Source organism: Alcaligenes sp. AB3 (assembly GCF_031844565.1).
Lineage (GTDB): Bacteria > Pseudomonadota > Gammaproteobacteria > Burkholderiales > Burkholderiaceae_B > Alcaligenes > Alcaligenes faecalis.
In genome coordinates, this window is the sequence record NZ_JAUZVM010000001.1 from 418,962 (window position 1) to 437,931 (window position 18,970).

Annotated in this window: 16 protein-coding genes, 1 tRNA gene and 1 riboswitch; of the genes, 9 read left to right on the forward strand and 8 right to left on the reverse strand. The window is 55.0% G+C overall.

Features of this window, described 5'->3' with window-relative positions; translation table 11 throughout:
* Window positions 1-178: 178 nt before the first annotated feature.
* The 3 genes from Q9R35_RS01975 to Q9R35_RS01985 all read left to right on the forward strand — a co-directional run bounded on the left by Q9R35_RS01975 (window position 179) and on the right by Q9R35_RS01985 (window position 2,969).
* Entirely contained in the window at window positions 179-655 is a 477-nt protein-coding gene (locus tag Q9R35_RS01975; protein ID WP_052362886.1) for a MarR family winged helix-turn-helix transcriptional regulator, read from the forward strand.
* A 143-nt stretch (window positions 656-798) separates the two neighbouring features.
* Window positions 799-1,623, forward strand: a complete 825-nt coding sequence (locus Q9R35_RS01980; RefSeq protein ID WP_231691480.1) for a TauD/TfdA family dioxygenase — start codon at window positions 799-801, stop codon at window positions 1,621-1,623.
* 80 nt (window positions 1,624-1,703) lie between these two features.
* On the forward strand, window positions 1,704-2,969 hold the full coding sequence (locus tag Q9R35_RS01985) for an MFS transporter (RefSeq protein ID WP_311219271.1): 1,266 nt from the start codon (window positions 1,704-1,706) through the stop codon (window positions 2,967-2,969).
* Window positions 2,970-3,138: 169 nt separating this feature from the next.
* On the opposite strand, the gene Q9R35_RS01990 is transcribed toward Q9R35_RS01985, so the two are convergent.
* Window positions 3,139-3,214: transfer RNA gene (locus Q9R35_RS01990), tRNA-Lys, on the reverse strand.
* 75 nt (window positions 3,215-3,289) lie between these two features.
* Window positions 3,290-4,141 (reverse strand): neutral zinc metallopeptidase, encoded by an 852-nt coding sequence (locus tag Q9R35_RS01995; protein ID WP_125303292.1) that lies wholly within the window; start codon window positions 4,139-4,141, stop codon window positions 3,290-3,292.
* 264 nt (window positions 4,142-4,405) lie between these two features.
* Here Q9R35_RS01995 and Q9R35_RS02000 point away from each other — a divergent pair, with 264 nt between their 5' ends.
* On the forward strand, window positions 4,406-6,052 hold the full coding sequence (locus tag Q9R35_RS02000; RefSeq protein ID WP_311219272.1) for an AarF/UbiB family protein: 1,647 nt from the start codon (window positions 4,406-4,408) through the stop codon (window positions 6,050-6,052).
* A gap of 153 nt (window positions 6,053-6,205) precedes the next feature.
* Here the strand turns inward: Q9R35_RS02000 and Q9R35_RS02005 are convergent, their stop codons facing one another.
* Both Q9R35_RS02005 and Q9R35_RS02010 read right to left on the reverse strand, forming a co-directional pair.
* Window positions 6,206-6,904 carry a cytochrome b/b6 domain-containing protein gene (locus tag Q9R35_RS02005; protein ID WP_042481874.1) on the reverse strand — a complete coding sequence of 233 codons (699 nt, stop codon included), beginning with the start codon at window positions 6,902-6,904 and terminating at the stop codon, window positions 6,206-6,208.
* A gap of 78 nt (window positions 6,905-6,982) precedes the next feature.
* The gene (locus Q9R35_RS02010) at window positions 6,983-7,495 is read right to left on the reverse strand and encodes a hypothetical protein (RefSeq protein ID WP_042481871.1); all 513 of its coding nucleotides are present in this window, start codon (window positions 7,493-7,495) and stop codon (window positions 6,983-6,985) included.
* Window positions 7,496-7,805: 310 nt separating this feature from the next.
* On the opposite strand from Q9R35_RS02010, the gene ribA reads away from it, so the two are divergent.
* Window positions 7,806-8,477, forward strand: a complete 672-nt coding sequence (ribA, locus tag Q9R35_RS02015; RefSeq protein WP_042481866.1) for a GTP cyclohydrolase II — start codon at window positions 7,806-7,808, stop codon at window positions 8,475-8,477.
* Window positions 8,478-8,894: 417 nt separating this feature from the next.
* Here the strand turns inward: ribA and Q9R35_RS02020 are convergent, their stop codons facing one another.
* Complete coding sequence (locus tag Q9R35_RS02020) at window positions 8,895-9,521, reverse strand: FMN-dependent NADH-azoreductase (RefSeq protein WP_042481863.1); 627 nt, start codon at window positions 9,519-9,521, stop codon at window positions 8,895-8,897.
* A gap of 125 nt (window positions 9,522-9,646) precedes the next feature.
* Between Q9R35_RS02020 and Q9R35_RS02025 the strand changes: the two genes are divergently transcribed.
* Window positions 9,647-10,555: a LysR family transcriptional regulator gene (locus Q9R35_RS02025; protein WP_042481860.1), complete on the forward strand. Its 909-nt coding sequence runs from the start codon at window positions 9,647-9,649 to the stop codon at window positions 10,553-10,555.
* 5 nt (window positions 10,556-10,560) lie between these two features.
* Here Q9R35_RS02025 and Q9R35_RS02030 read toward each other — a convergent pair whose 3' ends face one another.
* Window positions 10,561-12,123, reverse strand: a complete 1,563-nt coding sequence (locus Q9R35_RS02030) for a glycosyltransferase family 39 protein (protein ID WP_311219273.1) — start codon at window positions 12,121-12,123, stop codon at window positions 10,561-10,563.
* A gap of 91 nt (window positions 12,124-12,214) precedes the next feature.
* Window positions 12,215-12,391, forward strand: a riboswitch (yybP-ykoY riboswitch).
* Here Q9R35_RS02030 and Q9R35_RS02035 point away from each other — a divergent pair.
* Complete coding sequence (locus Q9R35_RS02035; RefSeq protein ID WP_311219274.1) at window positions 12,392-12,967, forward strand: TMEM165/GDT1 family protein; 576 nt, start codon at window positions 12,392-12,394, stop codon at window positions 12,965-12,967.
* 5 nt (window positions 12,968-12,972) lie between these two features.
* On the opposite strand, the gene Q9R35_RS02040 is transcribed toward Q9R35_RS02035, so the two are convergent.
* Both Q9R35_RS02040 and Q9R35_RS02045 read right to left on the reverse strand, forming a co-directional pair.
* Entirely contained in the window at window positions 12,973-14,679 is a 1,707-nt protein-coding gene (locus Q9R35_RS02040; protein WP_311219275.1) for a methyl-accepting chemotaxis protein, read from the reverse strand.
* A 204-nt stretch (window positions 14,680-14,883) separates the two neighbouring features.
* On the reverse strand, window positions 14,884-15,507 hold the full coding sequence (locus tag Q9R35_RS02045; protein WP_063690808.1) for a helix-turn-helix domain-containing protein: 624 nt from the start codon (window positions 15,505-15,507) through the stop codon (window positions 14,884-14,886).
* A gap of 835 nt (window positions 15,508-16,342) precedes the next feature.
* Here Q9R35_RS02045 and Q9R35_RS02050 point away from each other — a divergent pair.
* Together Q9R35_RS02050 and speE are read left to right on the forward strand one after the other, a co-directional pair.
* Window positions 16,343-17,446, forward strand: coding sequence for an ATP-binding protein (locus Q9R35_RS02050; protein WP_226791363.1), 1,104 nt, complete (start codon window positions 16,343-16,345; stop codon window positions 17,444-17,446).
* A gap of 174 nt (window positions 17,447-17,620) precedes the next feature.
* On the forward strand, window positions 17,621-18,898 hold the full coding sequence (gene speE, locus Q9R35_RS02055; protein WP_086069292.1) for a polyamine aminopropyltransferase: 1,278 nt from the start codon (window positions 17,621-17,623) through the stop codon (window positions 18,896-18,898).
* Window positions 18,899-18,970: the final 72 nt, after the last annotated feature.

The window sequence follows — 18,970 nt, forward strand, 5'->3', positions numbered from 1 at the left end:
TCCAGCGTATCGGATTTATGGCGCAGGCATCGTAAACAACTATGACTGTAGGAAAAGCGGCGCTTGTCGTTTCTTGTTGCATCGAAAAATAAGGGGACAGGCAACTGGATAAGCTCTCGTCTGGCGATGCTATGATCAAACTCCTTATAGAAAGCGGACTAGCGCCTTGGGAAGCGAGTTGGAAAAAACCACCCTGGACCTGGAGAATTTTCTCCCGTATCAAGTCACGATACTGGCCTCGCATATTGCGGTGACCTTTGCGCGCCAGCATGCGCAGCAATTTGGGTTATCCATTCCGGAGTGGCGCATTATTGCGACCTTGGGTCGCTATGGCACCTTGACCTCGGGCAGTTTGACTGAGCGCACCAGCATGGACAAGGCCAAGGTCAGCCGTGCGGTTTCCCGTCTGACAGCCGCCCAGTTGATTGCTCGTCGCGATAATGAAAACGATATGCGCAGCAATCTGCTGTGCCTGACCGAGCAGGGCCAGCAAGTGCATGATCGCATCGTGCCTATCGCCCTGGATCTGGAACAAGAACTGACGTCCGTGCTTAGCCAGGAAGAGCTCAGCTCCTTTAAAGAAATGATGACGCGCCTGGAAAACCGCATGGTTCAGCGCTTTGGCAGCGATTTCAGCGGCGACGCACATATTTGAAGTTTCAAGGGTAATTACCGGGTTGTGCTGAATTCTTCTCACGCTAATATTGTTTCGTTTGAAACAAAACAATATTCAGGAGATGAAAAATGGTGCAGGCCGTAGACAGTCCAATCGCAGCCAGTCGCTTGGAAACCAGAATTATGTCGCCCGCTATCGGCGTAGAGGTAGCGGGAGTCGATTTAACTCAGCCCTTGGAGGACACGCAGGTGCAGGAACTGCGTGCCTTGTTGTTGAAGCATCAATTGCTGGTGTTTCGTGATCAGCCTTTGAACGCAGCACAGCACGTTGCGTTCGCCCGTCGTTTTGGGGAGCTGGAAGTGCATCCGGTTTTCCCTCACGATCCGGACTATCCTGAGCTGGTGCTGTTAGGCGGCAATAACACGCAACCGGGACGTGAGAATATCTATCACAGCGATGTCAGCTGGCGGGCCGAACCTTCCATGGGCTCCATCCTGCGCTGCATTGAATGTCCACCCGCCGGGGGCGACACCATCTGGTGCAATATGGCACTGGCCTATGAAAACCTGCCGCCCCATATCAAAGACATTTTGCACGAGCTGGAAGCGGTGCATGATTTGTTGCCCGGCTTCATAGACCGTATCCCCGAGCAGGACAGGGCGGCTTTGCGAGATCGCTTCCCGGCTCAGACACACCCTGTGGTGCGTACTCATCCGGAAACCGGTCAGCGGATTTTGTATGTCAGCAGCTGGACTACTCATCTGGCCAATTACATCGAAACCGGCTTTTTCCGTGGCATGTCCGAGCTGCAAAGTGGCGCGCATTTCCTGCTGCAATATCTGGTGGATCAGGCTCGTCATCCTGAATACCAGGTGCGCTTGAAATGGCAGCCCCACACCATCGCGTTCTGGGATAACCGGGCGACTCAGCATTATGCTGTTCAGGATTACTTCCCTTTGCCCCGACAAATGGCCCGAGCCACTATTGTGGGTGACCGTCCTTATTGATCGTATCGCTGCATTTTTGACAAGTTGGGGGGAGACATGGAAAACCAAAAAAGTATTTCCCAGGACAGCGGTACGTCGTGGTGTTCTTGTTGTTTTTGTTCATGGTGATCAATTTCGCGGACAAGGCGATATTTGGTCTGGTCGCGGTGCCGCTGATGGAGGAACTGGCCATCAGCCCGCAGCAGTTTGGCACGATTGCAGGCAGCTTTTTCTTTCTGTTTGCGATCTCGGGCATTGTGGTGGGTTTTATGTCCAATACGGTGTCATCGCGCTTGTTGCTGGTGGGGCTGGTCATTATCTGGTCGATTGCGCAGGTGCCGGTTGCCATGGGCGCCAGTACGATTGCCGCCTTGATGGCTTGCCGCATTTTGCTGGGCATAGGAGAGGGGCCGGCTTATCCCTTGGCCTTGCACGCTTGTTATAAGTGGTTCCCGGATCAGGAGCGAACCTTGCCTACCGCCATCGTGATGCAAGGCGGGCAGGTGGGGATGTTGCTGGCCGGTCCCTTGGTGGGATACCTGGCAATCAGCCACGGCTGGCGCTCGGTGTTCTGGGTGACGGCAGCGGCAGGAGTGCTGTGGCTGCTTGTGTGGGCCGTGCTGGGTAAAGATGGCCCGATCAGTGCCACTGCAGCCCCCACGGCGGAGGCGGGCAAGAGTACGACTTTGTCACGCAGTTCCTATCGGGATGTACTGCTGAATCGCAGCTTTATCGGCAATTTGTTGATGTACTGGGTGGCTTACTGGTGTGCGGCTTTGGTTTTTACCTGGTTACCTGCCTATTTGCAGCGGGGCCTGGGCTTCTCGTCCGATACGGCGGGCTGGCTGTTTTCCCTGTGCATCTTTGTGGCAATTCCGATTGTCTCGGGCGGCTCCTACCTGTCCAATCGTTTCTTGCGCCAGGGCTATTCCTCGCGAGTGGCACGTAGTCTGGTCACAGTGGGTTTCTTGCTGGCAGGAGCCTTGTGTCTGCTGGCTGCGGCCTATCTGAATCCAGGCCCAACTGCCGGGATTGTGCTGATCGCTTTGGGCTTGAGTTTTCCGCAAGTGGGCTTTGTCTTGTGCTCGGCCATTTCGGCTCAAATCAGCCCGGTGGAAAAGCGTGGTTCTACCCTGGCCATTACCAATTCCTTGTCCACCACAGCCGGTCTGGTCGCGCCGATTGTGATGGGGCGCTTGATTCAGGCCGAACCCGGAATTGCAGGCTTTCATCAAGGCTTTGCATTAACGGCGCTGCTCTTGCTGGCGGGGGCTGTGTTGGGGTTCATTCTGGTCGACCCGGCCCGAACCTTGTCGCAAATTCAGGCCAAGACGGGCAGTGCCTTGGGCGGTCCGGCTTCTGTCTGAGTGTGTTGCGGGCTGGCGCTTAGGTAGGGGGAAGCGTCAGCCTGCCGGGCCTGTGAAAAAGCAGGGCAGTGATGTGATTTATTACTGCGTCCAAACGCAAAAAAGCCCGCTGCAGTAGCGGGCTAATTTACGGTGTTACGGCATGGTGTACCGTAAGCAGCAGGATATTTGGTGGGTCGTGACAGACTCGAACTGTCGACCAATGGATTAAGAGTCCAGTGCTCTACCAACTGAGCTAACGACCCCCGTTTCCTGCGAAGAAAAAGATTATAGAGCGGAAATTATCTGACGCAAGGCGTGGTTACATAATTTTACGTTTATCAGGAAGCGGGGTCGGGACGCGTGAAGGTATCGCACATTTTCAATTGTCCGGTTTTATAACCTTCCATGAACCAGGCCATGCGTTGTTGCGAGCTGCCATGGGTAAAGGAGTCGGGGACCACATAGCCTTGGGATTGTTTCTGCAAGGTGTCATCGCCCACGGCTTGAGCCGCATCCAACGCAGAGCGGATATCGCCTGGCTCCAGGATCTGGCGTTGTGCATCGGCGTGATTGGCCCAGATACCGGCGTAGCAGTCCGCCTGCAGTTCCAGACGCACAGATGCCTGACGGGCTTGCGAGGCCGAGCCGCTGCGACGGGCTTCATCCACACGGCGCATCATGCCCAATTGGTTCTGAACGTGGTGGCCCACTTCATGCGCAATCACGTAGGCAGGGGCAAAGTTTCCCTTGACGCCCATCTTTTGCTCCATCTCGGTGAAAAAGCCCTGGTCTATATAGAGCTTTTGATCCGCCGGGCAGTAAAACGGGCCCATGGCCGATTGGCCTGCGCCACAAGCCGTGGGAGTCGCGCCGCGATACAAAACCAGCACAGGATCGCGGTAGCTGCCATTGGTTTGCTTGGCAAAAACATCACGCCAGACATCCTCGGTTTCACCCAGGATCTTGGCAATGGTTTGGCCCTGAGCATCCGAGGCCGGAACGGGTTGAGACTGCGGGGCGCTGGTGGGGCCATCGGCCAGGTTCAGCACCACACTGGGATCAACCCCAAAGTACATGGCCACTAGGGCCAGCACAATTGTCCCCAAGCCGATCTTGCCGCCGCTCAGGCGTGGCCCATTGGCACGGCGGTCCTCGACATTACGGCTGGAGCGAGACTTATCCAGACGCATCACGCTCTCCTTGAATATGAAAACGTCAATGTACTCTGATTTGCGGGCCAAAGCAGGGGCATTTTCGATTCTTGTCATCTTGAAAAGGAGAGGGGGCTTTAATTACCCCCTCATGACAAGTCATTGAATTTCTTGGCTTAATGTGACTTGTCCAAAGGCTATCCCCGAGCTTGCCCACTGAAAATGTGGATAAGTGGATAAGTAAGTCACTCGGACACTGCGGTATGCTACTTTTCTCAGGGCGTACCCTACTGGAGAGCGAGTATGTTGGGAGGAACCTTGTTGGCCTTGCGCGACCATGCGCGTGTGCGTGCCATCGGAGCGGTTATTGCTCGATACGGGATTGGGGATGTAATGCATCGCCTGGGCTTGTCGGATCTGCTGCCCGGCGGCAAGACCGCGGTGGCGACAGAAATGCCCGAACGTTCTGCGCCTGAGCGTTTGCGGCGGGCCTTGGAGGAGTTGGGGCCGACCTTTATCAAGCTTGGCCAGATTCTGGCAACTCGCAATGACCTGCTGCCGCTGGAATGGACGCAAGAATTGGAAAAGCTGCAAGGTCACGCTGCGCCGGTGCCTTGGGAAACCATTCGGCCTGAGCTGGAGCTGGCCTTGGGGCAAACCGTGGAGCAGGCCTTCGCGCGTTTTGATACTCAGGTGCTGGCCTCGGCGTCCATGGCACAGGTGTATCGCGCCTGTTTGCGTGATGGCACTGAAGTGGTGGTGAAGGTGCAGCGCCCTGGTCTGGAGCCTCTGATTCAGGCTGACCTGCGTTTGCTGAAACAGATTGCCCGTCTGGTCCAGCAGCAAGGCTTGCTGCCCGAATACCGTCCCTACGATATTGTGCGGACCCTGGCCGAAGCTATTGCTGATGAGCTGGACTTTACGCGCGAAGCGGCCAACACCCTGGCGGTGCGCGAGAACATGCAGCCCTTCAAGGACATTGTGGTTCCGCGTGTCTATATGGAGTGGACCAGCGCGACGGTCATGGTGCAGGAGTTTGTGCCCGGGGTTTCGCCGATTCAAGAGGCCCAGTTGCACGCCATTGAGGCGGATCGCCCTTTGCTGGCTCGTCGTGGCGCCTTGGCGTTTTTGCATATGGTCCTGGAGGATGGGCTGTTTCATGCCGACCCGCACCCTGGCAACATGATGGCGCTGCCCGGCAATAAGGTCGCCTTTATTGATTTCGGCTTGGTGGGCCATTTGACGGAGCGTCGGCGGCAGCAATTGCTGGTCTTGTTGCGGGCGATTGTGGATGGGCAGGCCGATGGAGTGGCCACAACCTTGCTGGATTGGTCCGGTGCGGAGGATTTTGATTGGAGCCGGCTGGAAGAAAGCGCTCAGCGCTATGTGGCCCGACAAAGCAGTGGGCTCTTGTCCATCTCGGCCGCCTTGCTGGACTTCATGGCTCTGGCCCGCGAGAACCATTTGATTCTGCCGCCCGATCTGGCTTTGCTGTTCAAGGCTTTTATCACTGCGGATGGGGTGTTAAAGCGTCTGGACCCGCAGTTTGATGTGGTGGAGGTCGCACAGCCGGTCATCATGGCCTTGATGCGCAAGCAGTATTCCCCGCGTCGTGTCTATGCAGACCTGCAACGCAGCTTGCTGGAGTCCCGCCAGTTGGCGATGGATGCACCCCAGTTGTTGCGTTTGTTGATGCATCGAGTCCGGCAGGGCAAGATTTCTGCTCGCATTCAAATCGAGGGTATGCCACGTTTGGCCTCATCGCTGGAAAAGGCGGCCACCCGTTTGGCTATTGCGATTGTGACGGCGGCTTTTGTCCTGATTCTGGGGCCGGTGCTGGTGACACGCGGCCCCGCTTGGCTGGGCCTGACTATTTTCAGCTGGGCTGGTTTATTGGCCGCCGTGCTGGGTCTGGTTCTGGTTCTGTGGGGATTTTGGCGACGGCGCTGAAAAGTATCTTGAGGCCATCGCCTTTTGTGCAGAGAGTGCTCAAGCGGCTAGTCACCGTCCAGTTTAAAAGACGGCTAGTAAAAATGCGGCTCAGCCCAAACAGTCCCCGCGTTATCCCCAGGTTTATTCACAACTTCTGGGGATAAGTCGGACTTACATAAAGTCGTCCATGCCACCGCCTGCCGGTGCAAGGCCAGTGATCCAATACACGCCCCAGGCAATCAAGGCCACAACGATCAGAGCGAGAAAACGGGTTTTCCACGTGTCTGTGCTGGCAGGCAGGGCTTGCTCGCTGGGTACGGGCATGCTGCCCTTGACCATGACGCTGGTTAATTTCTGACCACCCAGCACGCGATACAGGAAAATAGCCAGGATATGCAAGCCGATAATCGCCAGCATGATCCATTCGTTGGCCTTGTGCAGACCGGTCAGGGTTTTGGACCAGTCACTGCTGAGGTAAGCCAGGGGACCAGAGGTAAAGATATCGTCGTTGGCAAACAGGCCCGAGACAGCCTGAAAACCAAACACAATCAGCATGATCCAGACAGACCAGGCACCGACCGGGTTGTGGCCCGGATAGACCGCGGGCTTGTCGCGCAGATAGCGCAGGCTGCGTATCGGATTGGGAAGGAAATGGCTAAAGCGCGAGTAGTAGCCGCCGATCAAGCCCCAGACCAGTCGGAAAGCCAGCAGTCCCAGCGCCAGCAGACCAAAGCGTACGTGCCAATCCATCCACAGCCCGCCAACTTTGATCGTCACAAAACAGCCCACAATGCTGATTACCAGCAGCCAGTGGAACAAACGGGTGGGTAAATCCCAGATGAGTAAAGGGCGAGTCGAGGAGGCTTGCATAGGGAAAATCCGGAGAGACGTAGACATCTGATTATAGTCAGTGTTCGGTTTGAGTCCGCTTTCCGTTGCAGGTTCCCTTTATTGCACGCTTTGACGACGCTTGCGCAAACTGATCTTGCGGCCGTCGTAGCGGTACTCGTCGATCAAGGCCGGATTATCCAGGCTGGGCGTTTCCATGATCAGGGTGCGGCCGTGATGGCGTACCCGAATTTGAGCGCTGCACGAGCCAAAGGCGGGCGAGACGGTGTAGCCCTTGGAGGACACGGTGACCCAGTGATAATTGATCGAGCAACCGCCCAGACCATTGTCGACGGAAATCAGGGCCGTCTGATTATTGGACTGCTTGAAAGCATAGGGAATATTGATCAGGCCCTTGAGTTCCGGGGCGATGATTTTCGCGTCCAGTTGCAATTGTGCTTCATAGACATAATCGCTTTGGCTTACCTGCAGCGTGCCATAGGGGCTATCCAGGCTTAGCTGTGAGGGAGGCTGAGGCCAGGTCTGACTTGCCGCACTATGGGCGACAAACGGTTGCAGGGCCAAGGATAGCCCAATCACAACATGGCGAATAAAGACCTTAGGGGCGCGCATGATCTATCAAGTTTGAGGATGATCAGGGCTCAGTGAAAAACACAAAGCGCCATGGATCATCTGTATTTGTAAGTTTCATAACATTTTATGTATTTTCTTGTTGCGTAGAATACCGGATCGCAGAACTTTTCGCTATAAGGATAGGCACATAAGGTGATTGTTTCACTCTTGTGCCACGGATAAACAGGCGAAATTAGTCCTTAAAAGCATCTTGTCCCAGGCTTAAAGAAACGGACTGAATTGGGCTATCATTGCTGAGTTGCCCCGGTTGGGGCCAAGCCGCATTTCTTCGCCGCAGCAGAGACTCATTATGCAATCCATCCCAGATGCCGCATTGGCGTCAGAATCGGGCTCCGCGCCTGCTGCCCAGCAGGTCAAACCCGGTGCCTTATTGGACTATGTCAGTTCCAGCCGTTTGCCGACTCCCTGGGCTGTCTTTCAAATCCATGTATTTGTAGAGCGCAGCAATCAAAAAGAACACGTCTTGTTAACGCTGGGGGACGTGGCCGATGGTGAGCCTGTCCTGGCCCGTGTGCACTCCGAATGCCTGACAGGGGACGCCTTGTTCAGCCTGCGCTGCGATTGCGGCCCCCAACTGCAGCTGGCACTGGAGCGTATTGCCACAGCGGGCCGGGGCGCCCTGATGTATTTGCGCCAGGAAGGGCGGGGCATCGGTCTGGTGAACAAGATTCGTGCGTACAACTTGCAAGATCAGGGCGCCGATACGGTAGAGGCCAACGAGAAGTTGGGTTTCCCGGCGGACATGCGTCGCTACGATATTTGCAAGGATATGCTGGAGCACGTTGGCATCCAGAAACTGCGCTTGATGACCAATAATCCGCGCAAGGTAAAAACCTTGCAGGATATTGGTATTGATGTGGTGGAGCGCGTGCCGCACCAAATCGAAGGCAATCCCTTTAACGAGGCTTACCTCAATACCAAGCGTCTGCGTTTGGGCCATTGGCTGGAAACGGACGAATAAAAAAGAGGGGCGGTCAGGGGGGGAATCCTGTCCTGGCTTGATCCTCTCTTGATCGCTACCAGAACAAAGGGCCATGCATTGGCCCTTTGTGTTTTGCGTTGGTGATAATTCAGTGCTTCGTAATTGGCCTGCTGTTCGTGGATGGCATGCCAGTGCACAAGGTTTGCCTGTCCAACCGTGGAATCGCTTGGCAAAGCACGGTCAATATCAATTGTCCCGTGTGCATAGGGTCCAAGCTCTTGTGCCTGGGCAGGCAATGGTCGCGCAAGCTCAAAAAATAAAGCCCAATCCGAGTCCTCGTATGGATGTCGGATTGGGCTTTAGGCGTGCCGGCTCAGGCTTGGCCGTTGAAGCGGTTGATGCCCGGTCTGGCAGAACTAAACAGTCAGGGCTTGGTCGAACCAGGCCTTCTCTGCTTTAGGCAACGCTCTTTTCCAGCAAGGCGCTGACACTGGCTTTGGCGTTTTCTACAATCTGATCACGCAGCTCTGGGGTCTTGCCCAGACCTTCGGCGTACACAATGCGCAGGTCGGTCACACCCATGAAGCCGAACATCACGCGCAGGTAGCTTTCCTGGTGTTCCATGGCCTGGCCCTGCTCCGACTCGGAGTAGATGCCGCCACGGCTCAGAACCAGATAAACCGTTTTGTCGCCAGCCAGACCTTCAGGGCCATTGCTGGTGTAGCGGAAAGTGCGGCCAGCCTGGGCCAGACGGTCCATCCAGGCTTTCAGCTGGCTGGGGATGGTGAAGTTGTAGAAGGGGGCGCCAATTACCACAACGTCCGAGGCCAGGAACTGGTTCAGGTATTGTTCGGTGATGGCGTTCTCGGCCCGCTGACGCTCGCTCAATGTGGCGGGGTCCAGACCCAGGCGCATGCCCAGGGAGTCAGCCGAAAAGTGAGGTGGCGGGTTCAGGGCCAGATCCACATGCTCCACTTGGACTTGATCGTTTTGCTGGCGCAACTGATCAACCACAAATTGCGAAAGTTCGCGGGAAACGGAGTTGGCGCCGGTGATACTGGAGTCTACGTGTAGCAGTTTCATGATGTTTGGTGTCCAAAGCGATGAAGGAATGGTGTCATTATGTTTGATGCCCATACCTTTGATAAGCCGGTTTTTCTGAGAAAGATTATTCTAATTTTGTCTGTAATCCTGGAAAACATCCCTGTATGTATGACTTAAATGACATGGTGCTGTTTACCGAAGTGGTGCAACGCGGCGGGTTCAGTGCTGCCGCCCGACACCTGGGTATGCCGCCATCGCGGGTATCGCGACGTCTTAGCCGCCTGGAGGCAGAAGTCGGTGTGCGCTTGTTGCAACGCACGACGCGTAGCTTGTCTCTGACTCCTGCCGGAGAGGTATTCCTGCGCCATTGCCAGGCCATGCGTGACGAGGCCGAAGCGGCTTATGCCGCCGTTGCACAAGTGCAGCAAGAGCCGCGTGGCCTTTTGCGCATCAGTTGCCCGGTTACCTTGGCCCATACGGTCTTGTCGACCGTATTCGCTCAATTCTTGATCCGTTATCCCCAGGTCGAGCTGGAGGTGGAAGTCAGCAACCGGGTCGTTGATCCGGTGGCCGACGGGATTGATGTGGCGTTGCGCGTCCGCACTACCTTAAGTGATAGTGCCAGCTATATTGTGAAACGCCTGGGGGAGACAGGGGCGATTCTGGTTGCCCAGCCTGAGCTGCTGGCGCGCTTTGATCCGGTACGCGGCCCGGCAGATTTGATTAAGCTGCCTACGGTGGCCATGTCGGCTCGGCAAGGTCAAAACGAATGGGAATTGTACGGTCCCGAGGGAGCCAGCCTGACGGTGACGCACCGGCCACGCTATATGGCCTCGGATTTGCTGACTTTGCGTGAAGGGGTAGAGCAAGGCATAGGCGTGGGTATTTTGCCCGACTATATGTGCTGCGATGCCTTGAAAGCCGGACGTTTGGTGCAAGTCCTGCCGCAGTGGGCACCCTTGCCGGGGATTATTCACGCCGTGTTTGCCTCCCGCCGAGGCATGGCCCCGGCGGTACGGCATTTTCTGGATTATCTGGGTGAGCAACTGCCTGTGCATCACCCCAAGATTTAAGCGGTTTAGCGGGCAGCCGCTGCAAAGGGGCAGCTGCTTTGTGCGGGCAGAATTGCCCAGTTCAGATCAATCATGGGGCTGCGCTCGGAGGACCAGCGCTGCTCGGCCTGTCCCTTGATAGGGGCTTGTTCGTACAGCTCGAGCAAGGATGCCGGAGGTTTCCCACGGGTCTGAATGCTGTACACAATCAGGGCCCCGCATTCCATGTCCTGGGGCAGTTTTAACCAAGGGGATGCGGCAGGGTCGGCATCAATAAAGACCATTACATCCTGGCCTGCATGAACAGCAATATTGCCTCCCAGCCAGGTATCCGCCACCACGACCTTCAGGGGAATGCCGGGCATATGCTTTTTCCAGATGGCTTGCATCTGGGCAGACACCTCCGGGCCAGGGAAAGTGGAGCGAGAGTCCCGGCCTTTATGCCAGGCCAGTGGTCCGCGAGCCAGGGCGTAACCCGATGCCAGCAAAATCTGCAGCACGATCACAATAATGGCTACGCGACGCAGCTGGATCTTGTCCTGGCCATGCATGATCCACAAGGCAAAAAAACCATATAAAACAAAGAAGGTTGTCGCCCAGGAAGCGACCAGGCGGGTACCCATAATGGCTGAAATCAGGACCGTGCTGACGATGGGAGTCAGGCCCACCCACAGCAGGAATTGCTTGTCGCTGCGGGAAATATCGTCGGCATAGCGCTGCTTGTTTTGCAGGGCTGTATCCGAAGGTGCCTGCTTGTTCTTGTCGCGACGGTTCCAGATACCCAGCGCAATCATGGCTACAACCATGGGGCTGAGCCGGCCCAACTGGTCCAGGCTAAAAGCCAGCAATTCCTTGTAGGCCTCCCAGCGGGTATGCGTTTCCAGGGAACCATCCATATACCGGAAGGGGGCGAAATCGTGTTTTACCAGCCAGTACAGGTGGGGAGAGAGCACCAGCACATAGGCCAGCAGGGCCAGGCCCAGCCCTATCCATGTTTGCCGTTGACGCCACATACCGCTGCGCAGGAAATACAAAAAGAAGGCGGTGAACAGAATGAAGGCGCTGTATTTGGTGACGGTAGACAGCGCAGCGACTGCGCCCAGCCACAACCAGTCTGCCGGTTTTTGATCCCGGCTGGCGCGGTAGAAAAACCAGGTTGCGGCGGTGACTGACCACAGTTGTGCCGTGTTGTGATTAAAGATGGTGCCGCGCAAGGAAAAGTAAATACTGACAGAACTGATCAGCAAGACCATGAAGGCGCGTTCGGGGTTCAGGAACTCGCAGGCCAGTTTCCAGATAAACCACAGCCCCAGCACCGAGGCTGTCATGCCCGCCGCAAAGGTCAACCACGCCGGGCGTCCGACTACGCTAGTCAGGGCGGCCATCACCCATGAAGGGAAGGGGGGATGTTTCAAATAGCCCAGCTCGAAACTGGCTGACCAGACCAGCTCTTCCATGCCGTCCAGGTCGGGCGCCTTGTGGCTAATGGCCATCAAAACGGACCACAACAAAATCATGAATAACAGATACAGCAGCACATAGCGCTGGTAGGTGTCGGGCTTGCCTGATGCTGGGGTTTGGGCAGTCATGCGTAAGGTGAAAGCGTGGAAATAAGCAAGTGTACTTCCTGTGCGTTGAAAACGTCCCGATTGGACAGGCGCTTTAATCTGGGCTACGATGCGCTTCGTCATTAGGGAGTAGCCGCTTCGGATTACCGAAGATCAGCGTCAACATACTTGGCCTACACAGGGTCATGGCGCTGATAGCAACTAGCTTGGCAAGACTTTTGACCATGGACCTTCGCGTTTGGCCGGGAGGGTTTGTGGTCATTTGTCTCTTATCCGGCCAGGAGTTGTTATGGAAGCGCTGTTTATCTCCACGGGTGTGGTTGCCTTGGCGGAAATTGGGGACAAAACCCAGTTGCTGGCCTTTATTCTTGCAGCCCGCTACAAACGCCCTTGGCCCATCATTCTCGCTATTTTCATAGCAACCTTAGTCAATCATGGTCTGGCCGGTGCCATTGGTGCCTGGGTTCCTGCTTTGCTGGACCCTGAAGTGCTGCGCTGGGTGCTGGGTATTTCCTTCCTGGCCATGGCTATCTGGATTCTGATTCCCGACAAGATCGACGATGCCGAAGCCACCCGTACCCGCTTTGGCGTTTTCGGCACGACGCTGGTGACCTTTTTTCTGGCCGAGATGGGCGACAAGACCCAGATCGCCACCGTTGCCTTGGCGGCTAAATATCAGGAATTCGGTCTGGTGGTACTGGGCACGACCTTGGGCATGATGCTGGCCAACGCCCCCGCTGTCTTGTTCGGCGAGCGTATCGCCCGCCGTTTGCCTACTCAGCTGGTACACCGGATTGCTGCCTGTATCTTTGTCGTGCTGGGTGTGCTGGCTCTGCTGGGAGGCGCTGAAAGCCTGGGCTTCTAGCGAATCTAGGTGCTGGATGCCAATTGTCGCAGTCGGCCCGGATGGACGGGGCGGCGACGAGCGGCATCCATATTCACAACCGGGGCCAGAACCAGGGGGGTAGAGGAGCGATTGGACTTGTGGCTGTGCGTACTGTCGCCATGATTCAGAACGCTGATAGCCTCTTGCAGCTCGGCTCCGTTCTGATTCAGTTCCTGAGCGGTTTCACTCAAGTCATGGACCAGGGCGGCATTGTCACTGGTAATTTGATCCACCTGTTTCAAGGCCTGGGTCAATTGACCCAAGCCAATGCTTTGCTCGCTGGTGGCAGCAGAAATTTCACCCATCAAACCAGCCACTTCAGAGACCGAAGTCAGAATCTCCTGCATGGTTTGACCGGCATGGGCTGCATGGTCCGCTCCCTCAGCACTGAGCGTCTGGGTTTCCGTGACCAACTGCTTGATTTCATCTGCCGCTTCGGCTGCTTGCTGGGCCAGCGAACGAACGGCAGAGGCGACTACAGCAAACCCTTTACCGGCTTCCCCAGCCCGCGCAGACTCAATCGAGGCGTTGATCGACAAAATATTGGTTTGAAAGGCGATGTTATTGATCATCGACACAATATTGCCAATATGCTGCGAGCTTTCCAGAATCTGTTGCATGGACGAGCTGACTTTTTGCACCGCCTCATTGCCACGACTGGCAATATCCGCACTGCGGCTGGCCAGTTCATGGCTGGCCTTGGCATTTTCTGCGGTTTGCAAAACGGCCTGCCCGAACGAGCTCATGCTGGCGGTTGTCTCTTGCATGGATGCGGCTTGCTCTTGAGTGCGTGCTTCCAGCAAGGCGCTGTTGTCCGAAAGTTTGCGCGATACCAGCTGGTTGTTTCCGCAGCTCTGGTCCACGTCCGTGCTGATGCTCATCAGGCTTTTGCGCATCAGATCCAGATTCTGTCCCAGCGTTTCCAGCTGTTTTACGGCGGGCCCACGCGTGTTGACCGTCAGGTTGCCTGCTGCAATCTGTTGGGCAATGTGCGTGGCCGTTTTAAACGATCCCAACACGCGTCGCATCAGCACAGCCTGATAGCCCAAAATCATCAGGGTGCCCACGCCCAGGGAGCTGGCCAGCAGAATCATGCTTTGTTGCGGCATTTCTGTATTCAGGATCATGGCAATAATCCCGCCGGTGATGCCCAGATTCAATATGCCTTTGCGCAGAAAAGCCGCCAGCAAACTGGGGCCCAGTAAAAAACGCAAGCCAGCAAAAGGACGCCGCCAGCTGCGGGCGATAATTTGGCCTGCGCGTATGGTACGCGAACGATTTCGGCCTTCACGCAGTTCCTGATAAAACTGCTCGGCGGCTTGGATATCCTGAGGCTTTGCACGCACCCGTACCGAAGCAAAGCCGGTTAATTCGCCTTGCTCAATAATCGGACTGGCATGGGCCAGCACCCAATAAAAACCGCCGTCTTTACGGCGGTTCTTGACGACCCCAACCCACGAGCGTCCCTGTTTGAGGGTATGCCACAAATCAGCAAACACTTCAGGTGGCATATCGGGGTGACGCACGATATTGTGCGGTGCGCCAATCAGCTCTTCCCGACTGAACCCGCTGACCTCGACAAAGGCCGGGTTCGCATAAATGATGCGACCGGCCAGATCAGTTTTGGAAATCAGATACTGCTCGTCCAGCAGCTCGGTTTCGATGCCGGTAATTGGTAGGTTCTTGCGCATAGCCTTTCCCTTTGTATTTTTGTATCAGCAAAAGACTCGAGATAAACGGATCAATTTCTTGTTGTGAATTTTCGTGAATAGTATCATTTGATACGTTTTTTATGTCTAAAAATAAAAAAAAATGATAATCAAATGAAAGTTTTTGTCACAAAGAGATCGAAATTGAAAAAAATGATCCGTGCTGATAAAGGGAAGAGGGAGCGCTCAGGAGGGCAGGTACTGGGCGTGGAAGGCTTCGCTGAGCAGTTGCAGGAGCAGGGCAATGGGAATGGGTTTGGCCAGGGCTGTCGCGTTGCCGGGCAAACCGCCACGCGCGTGAATATCAGCGGCGCTCAATGCAGAAATCACGTAAATCTGGGTATGTTCAGTTTCAGGGGCATCGGCCAGCGCCTTGAGCATGGCAAACCCATCCAGTTTGGGCAGGTTCAGGTCCACGATCAGCACATCGGGGTAGAAGTTGCCGGCGGCAATCAGACCTTTCAACCCATCTTGCTCGCAGCGCAACTCGACCGGGAAGGGTAGATGTTCCATGGCCATACGGTAAATCGCCAGCAAATCCTGGTCGTCTTCAACGACCAGGACGCGCAGGCAGGGTTCACCGCTGCAAACGGGCAGGCTGGGAGTAATCGGGGCGTCGGGTGTCTGGGAACTGGTTTGCCCCTGGCGCTCTTGCAAGATGGCTTGTACGGAGTCACGGTCGATACGTCGGTGCCCGCCTTGGGTTTTCCAGGCTTTCAGGGTCCCGGCTTCTACCCAGAGTTGTACGGTGCGTACAGACACACCTAGCAAATCAGCAGCCTGCCGAGTGGAGTAAACGGCGTCGTTCATGGAATCAACAAAATGAAAGCAGGCCAGACCGGGGAAAAGAAGGCTGTGTGCCCCGATGTAGCAGTGCAAAGTGTAGAGACGGTATTAGTAAGTACAGAACTACTAATAATGGCAATGGAAAGTGGCCTGTTCACGCCAAGTGATAGGCAGAGTAGTCGACACACATGCTTCTAATATCTCCGATTTTCAGATGTTCATGCTTCGTCAGGGAGTCACTTCAATCGGGCGGGCCCGTGAACCTGGACTCGCCTTGCTGATTTTACGCGTATCCCTTGCACTGTCGTGTTACCGGACGGGCCCAGTGTGGGTAGCTGTACACACTTATAAGTGTTGGTGATATGGGCGGGTCCGAGCGATGTTTGGCTTGTCGGGCCAAGAAAAAGGGTGTTAGCACCCTAGCATTTGTTTTTATCGTTAGTTTTGATCCTGGTCAGTCTTTATGAAGTAAACGGGAATCTATTTTGTACAAGTTTCCGTATTTTCTCAAAGAAAATTTATGGACCTTATGATACGGCGGTTTCTGCCGTTAAGCAGTATGGATAGGGGTTTTGGGGTAAAGCTTTTAAAACGTACCAATACCTTTCCTGTTGTGTCGCTTAATTGTTATGAAATTTATTTATTAGGCGGTTAACCGTTTTTTTTACCCAGACTAATGCAAGGGCATTGGCATATCAGTAATCCCATCGAGAAAAATGCTTGGTTTATCCGCTGGATTGGCGTTTTGTTGCATGGAGATTGAAACCACACTGAGGCAGGCGCAGTGCTTGTTTTGGGAAGAAAATAGGGGATTGGCTTGTCGCTCACACTATTTACCAGTTTTTTAATCGGGCAACGTTTGTTTCAACGAACGAGCGTCCCTAAATGGCCGGGGCAGGCTGATGACAAAGCGCATCGCTTTGAGCAAATGCTGGATGCCTTACCCGATGCCATTGTCATGTTTGATTCCTGTGGGCGAGTGGAAGGCTGTAATCAGGCCATGCGCCGTTTACTGGATATACCCGATTTAGCCAAGGGTATCGATGATTTAATCGGTTTTTTCCAGAGTCTGGAAAAAGGAATACAGGCAGATTTGGCGTATTTACTGCCTGAAATTAGTCAGGTCATTCAGCGCGTGAAAACTCCCTTTTACTGCATGCACCGGGATGGTGAAGGGGAACAGGCTCGCGCACTGGAGTTTCATGCCTATGCCGCCTCGGACTCAGACACCACAACCCTGTTGATGATTCGCGATGTCAGCGAAAAAATGCAGCAGGAGCGCGACCGTGCTGACTGCTTTGCCGTAGCGGCCCATGAAATACGCTCGCCGTTGGCCGCTATCAGTGGGTATATCCAATTGCTGCAACTGGAGACGACCCCTTCAGCCTGGGCGAGCAAGATTTATACCCAATTACATGAGAAAGTCCGTAGCGTAGATGTGCTGCTGGACGACTTGACGCGCCTGAATCGCATGGAGCACGAAGGGGCGGGCATGCAAGAATGGCGCGAGTCCGATTTGCGTGCTGTGCTGCGCCTGAGTCTGCGTCCCTTTCATGAGCAGCGCCACCGCATTTCTCTGGATTTGCCCACGTATGGCTTGTGGGTCAAAGCGGATATTGTTCCTTTACTGGTGGCTCTGCGCAATGCGCTGGAAAATGCCCTGAAGTATTCCGCGCCGGACACCATGGTGACCTTGCGCTTGCAGCCCGGCGAAACTGGCTGGGCGCGTATAGAGGTCCTGGATCAAGGGCCGGGAATTGATCCGCTCTATAAAGAGAAGGTGTTTGACAAGTTCTATCGTCTGCCCGGCCAGCAGGAGCAAGGAAGCGGTCTGGGCTTGTCCATTTTGCGCTCGATTGTGCATCACCATGGGGGCAAGGTCTATTTCAAGGACCGTCCGGGGCCGGGCGCCCATTTGGTCATGGAATTGGTTCTGCTGCCTTCCGCCTCGTATATACCTTAATCTTCTCTAAAATAGGGTTATTTTCATATATTTAAGTTTGATATAAGGTACAATTTCCGCTCTTTTCGATGAAGCGAGGTGATCGCCATTTCAGGTGCACCTCGCTTTGAAGTTTTTATGTTGCGGTCATCTCGTTGGTAGGGGACGCAAAATCCGTTAAAGGAGCACACGATTATGCAAGGCTTGCACTTGACCGCAGACCTTTACCAATGTGCATGCAGCCCGGAGCTGCTGATCGATGCCCAGAAACTGGCTGATTTTTGCCGCCAGCAAACGATTGATGCAGGGCTGACGATTGTTGGTGAAGAGTGGCAGGCATTTCCCGAGTTTGAAGGGCAGCCCGGTGGCGTAACCGGTGTACTGTTGCTGGCCGAATCTCACTTGGCCATCCATACCTGGCCAGAGCGTGGTGGCGTGACGCTGGATGTGTATGTCTGCAACTTCATGCAGGACAACTCCGGTAAAGCGACCCGCCTGATCAACGGAATTGAACAGGCTTTCAAGCCCGGCCAGGCCCAGCGTAATCGCTTGTGGCGCGGCGAGGCCGACGGCCCGGCTCATGCCGGCGAATTGCTGACTGAAAACCTGAACCAGGATGCCTTGTACGGTTTCCGCTTTACCGAGCGTTTGCTGGAGCGCCAGACCGCTTTCCAACGTCTGGAATTGCTGCGTTCCGAAACCCTGGGTACGACCTTGCGCCTGGACGGTTGCATGATGACCTCCGAGGCTGAAGAGTTCTTCTATCATGAGGGTCTGATTCACCCGGCCGCCATGGCTCACCCCAATCCACGTCGCGCCCTGATTGTGGGCGGTGGTGATGGCGGAGCCCTGGAAGAACTGTTGAAGTACCCCAGCCTGGAGCGAGTCTCCCTGGTTGAACTGGATGGTGAGGTGATTGAGGTAGCTCGCGAGCACCTGCAGTCCATTCACAAGGGTGCGTTTGATAACCCGCGTGTGCAGATTCAGATTGAAGACGGCGCGAAATTCCTGGCCAATACGCAAGAGCAGTTTGATCTGATTTATCTGGATCTGACGGACCCTGAAACGCCAGCCGGTCCCTTGTACACGACTGCGTTTTTTGAATCCTGCAAACGTGCGCTGGCAAGCGGCGGTGCTTTGGTATTGCACCTGGGTTCGCCTTTCCACGAAAGCCAGCAGGTCAAGAATCTGAGTGCCTCCCTGGCCAGCGTGTTCGCGCAAGTGCATGGCTACGGTCTGCATATTCCGTTGTACGGCTCTTACTGGGGGCTGGCAATTGCCTCCGACGAGCTGAATCCGCGTGCATTCTCCACCGAGCAGATCCAGGAACGCCTGGAGCAGCGTATGAGCAGCGAGAACCAGGATTCCCTGCAGTTCTACAACGCTGACCTTCATGGCGCCTTGTTTGCTCTGCCTACTTTCTACCGCCGCCTGATGCCTGTGAACGAGGTCAATCTGGAAGAGGTCTGTTAAGCAGGTTCTGTCATTAAAAAAGCCCCTGATCTTGCTGAGATCAGGGGCTTTTTCATTCTGCGAACAAACTGG

What these genes read in the sequence shown, in the direction of transcription:
- Q9R35_RS02020 (WP_042481863.1), bottom strand. Translation starts at nt 9,521, where the DNA reads ATGAAACTGCTACACGTAGACTCCAGTATCACCGGCGCCAACTCCGTT.
- Q9R35_RS02025 (WP_042481860.1), top strand. Translation starts at nt 9,647, where the DNA reads ATGTATGACTTAAATGACATGGTGCTGTTTACCGAAGTGGTGCAACGC.
- Q9R35_RS01980 (WP_231691480.1), top strand. Translation starts at nt 799, where the DNA reads ATGTCGCCCGCTATCGGCGTAGAGGTAGCGGGAGTCGATTTAACTCAG.
- Q9R35_RS02030 (WP_311219273.1), bottom strand. Translation starts at nt 12,123, where the DNA reads ATGACTGCCCAAACCCCAGCATCAGGCAAGCCCGACACCTACCAGCGC.
- ribA (WP_042481866.1), top strand. Translation starts at nt 7,806, where the DNA reads ATGCAATCCATCCCAGATGCCGCATTGGCGTCAGAATCGGGCTCCGCG.
- Q9R35_RS01995 (WP_125303292.1), bottom strand. Translation starts at nt 4,141, where the DNA reads ATGCGTCTGGATAAGTCTCGCTCCAGCCGTAATGTCGAGGACCGCCGT.
- Q9R35_RS02010 (WP_042481871.1), bottom strand. Translation starts at nt 7,495, where the DNA reads ATGCGCGCCCCTAAGGTCTTTATTCGCCATGTTGTGATTGGGCTATCC.
- Q9R35_RS02045 (WP_063690808.1), bottom strand. Translation starts at nt 15,507, where the DNA reads ATGAACGACGCCGTTTACTCCACTCGGCAGGCTGCTGATTTGCTAGGT.
- Q9R35_RS02005 (WP_042481874.1), bottom strand. Translation starts at nt 6,904, where the DNA reads ATGCAAGCCTCCTCGACTCGCCCTTTACTCATCTGGGATTTACCCACC.
- Q9R35_RS02040 (WP_311219275.1), bottom strand. Translation starts at nt 14,679, where the DNA reads ATGCGCAAGAACCTACCAATTACCGGCATCGAAACCGAGCTGCTGGAC.
- Q9R35_RS02035 (WP_311219274.1), top strand. Translation starts at nt 12,392, where the DNA reads ATGGAAGCGCTGTTTATCTCCACGGGTGTGGTTGCCTTGGCGGAAATT.
- Q9R35_RS02000 (WP_311219272.1), top strand. Translation starts at nt 4,406, where the DNA reads ATGTTGGGAGGAACCTTGTTGGCCTTGCGCGACCATGCGCGTGTGCGT.
- speE (WP_086069292.1), top strand. Translation starts at nt 17,621, where the DNA reads ATGCAAGGCTTGCACTTGACCGCAGACCTTTACCAATGTGCATGCAGC.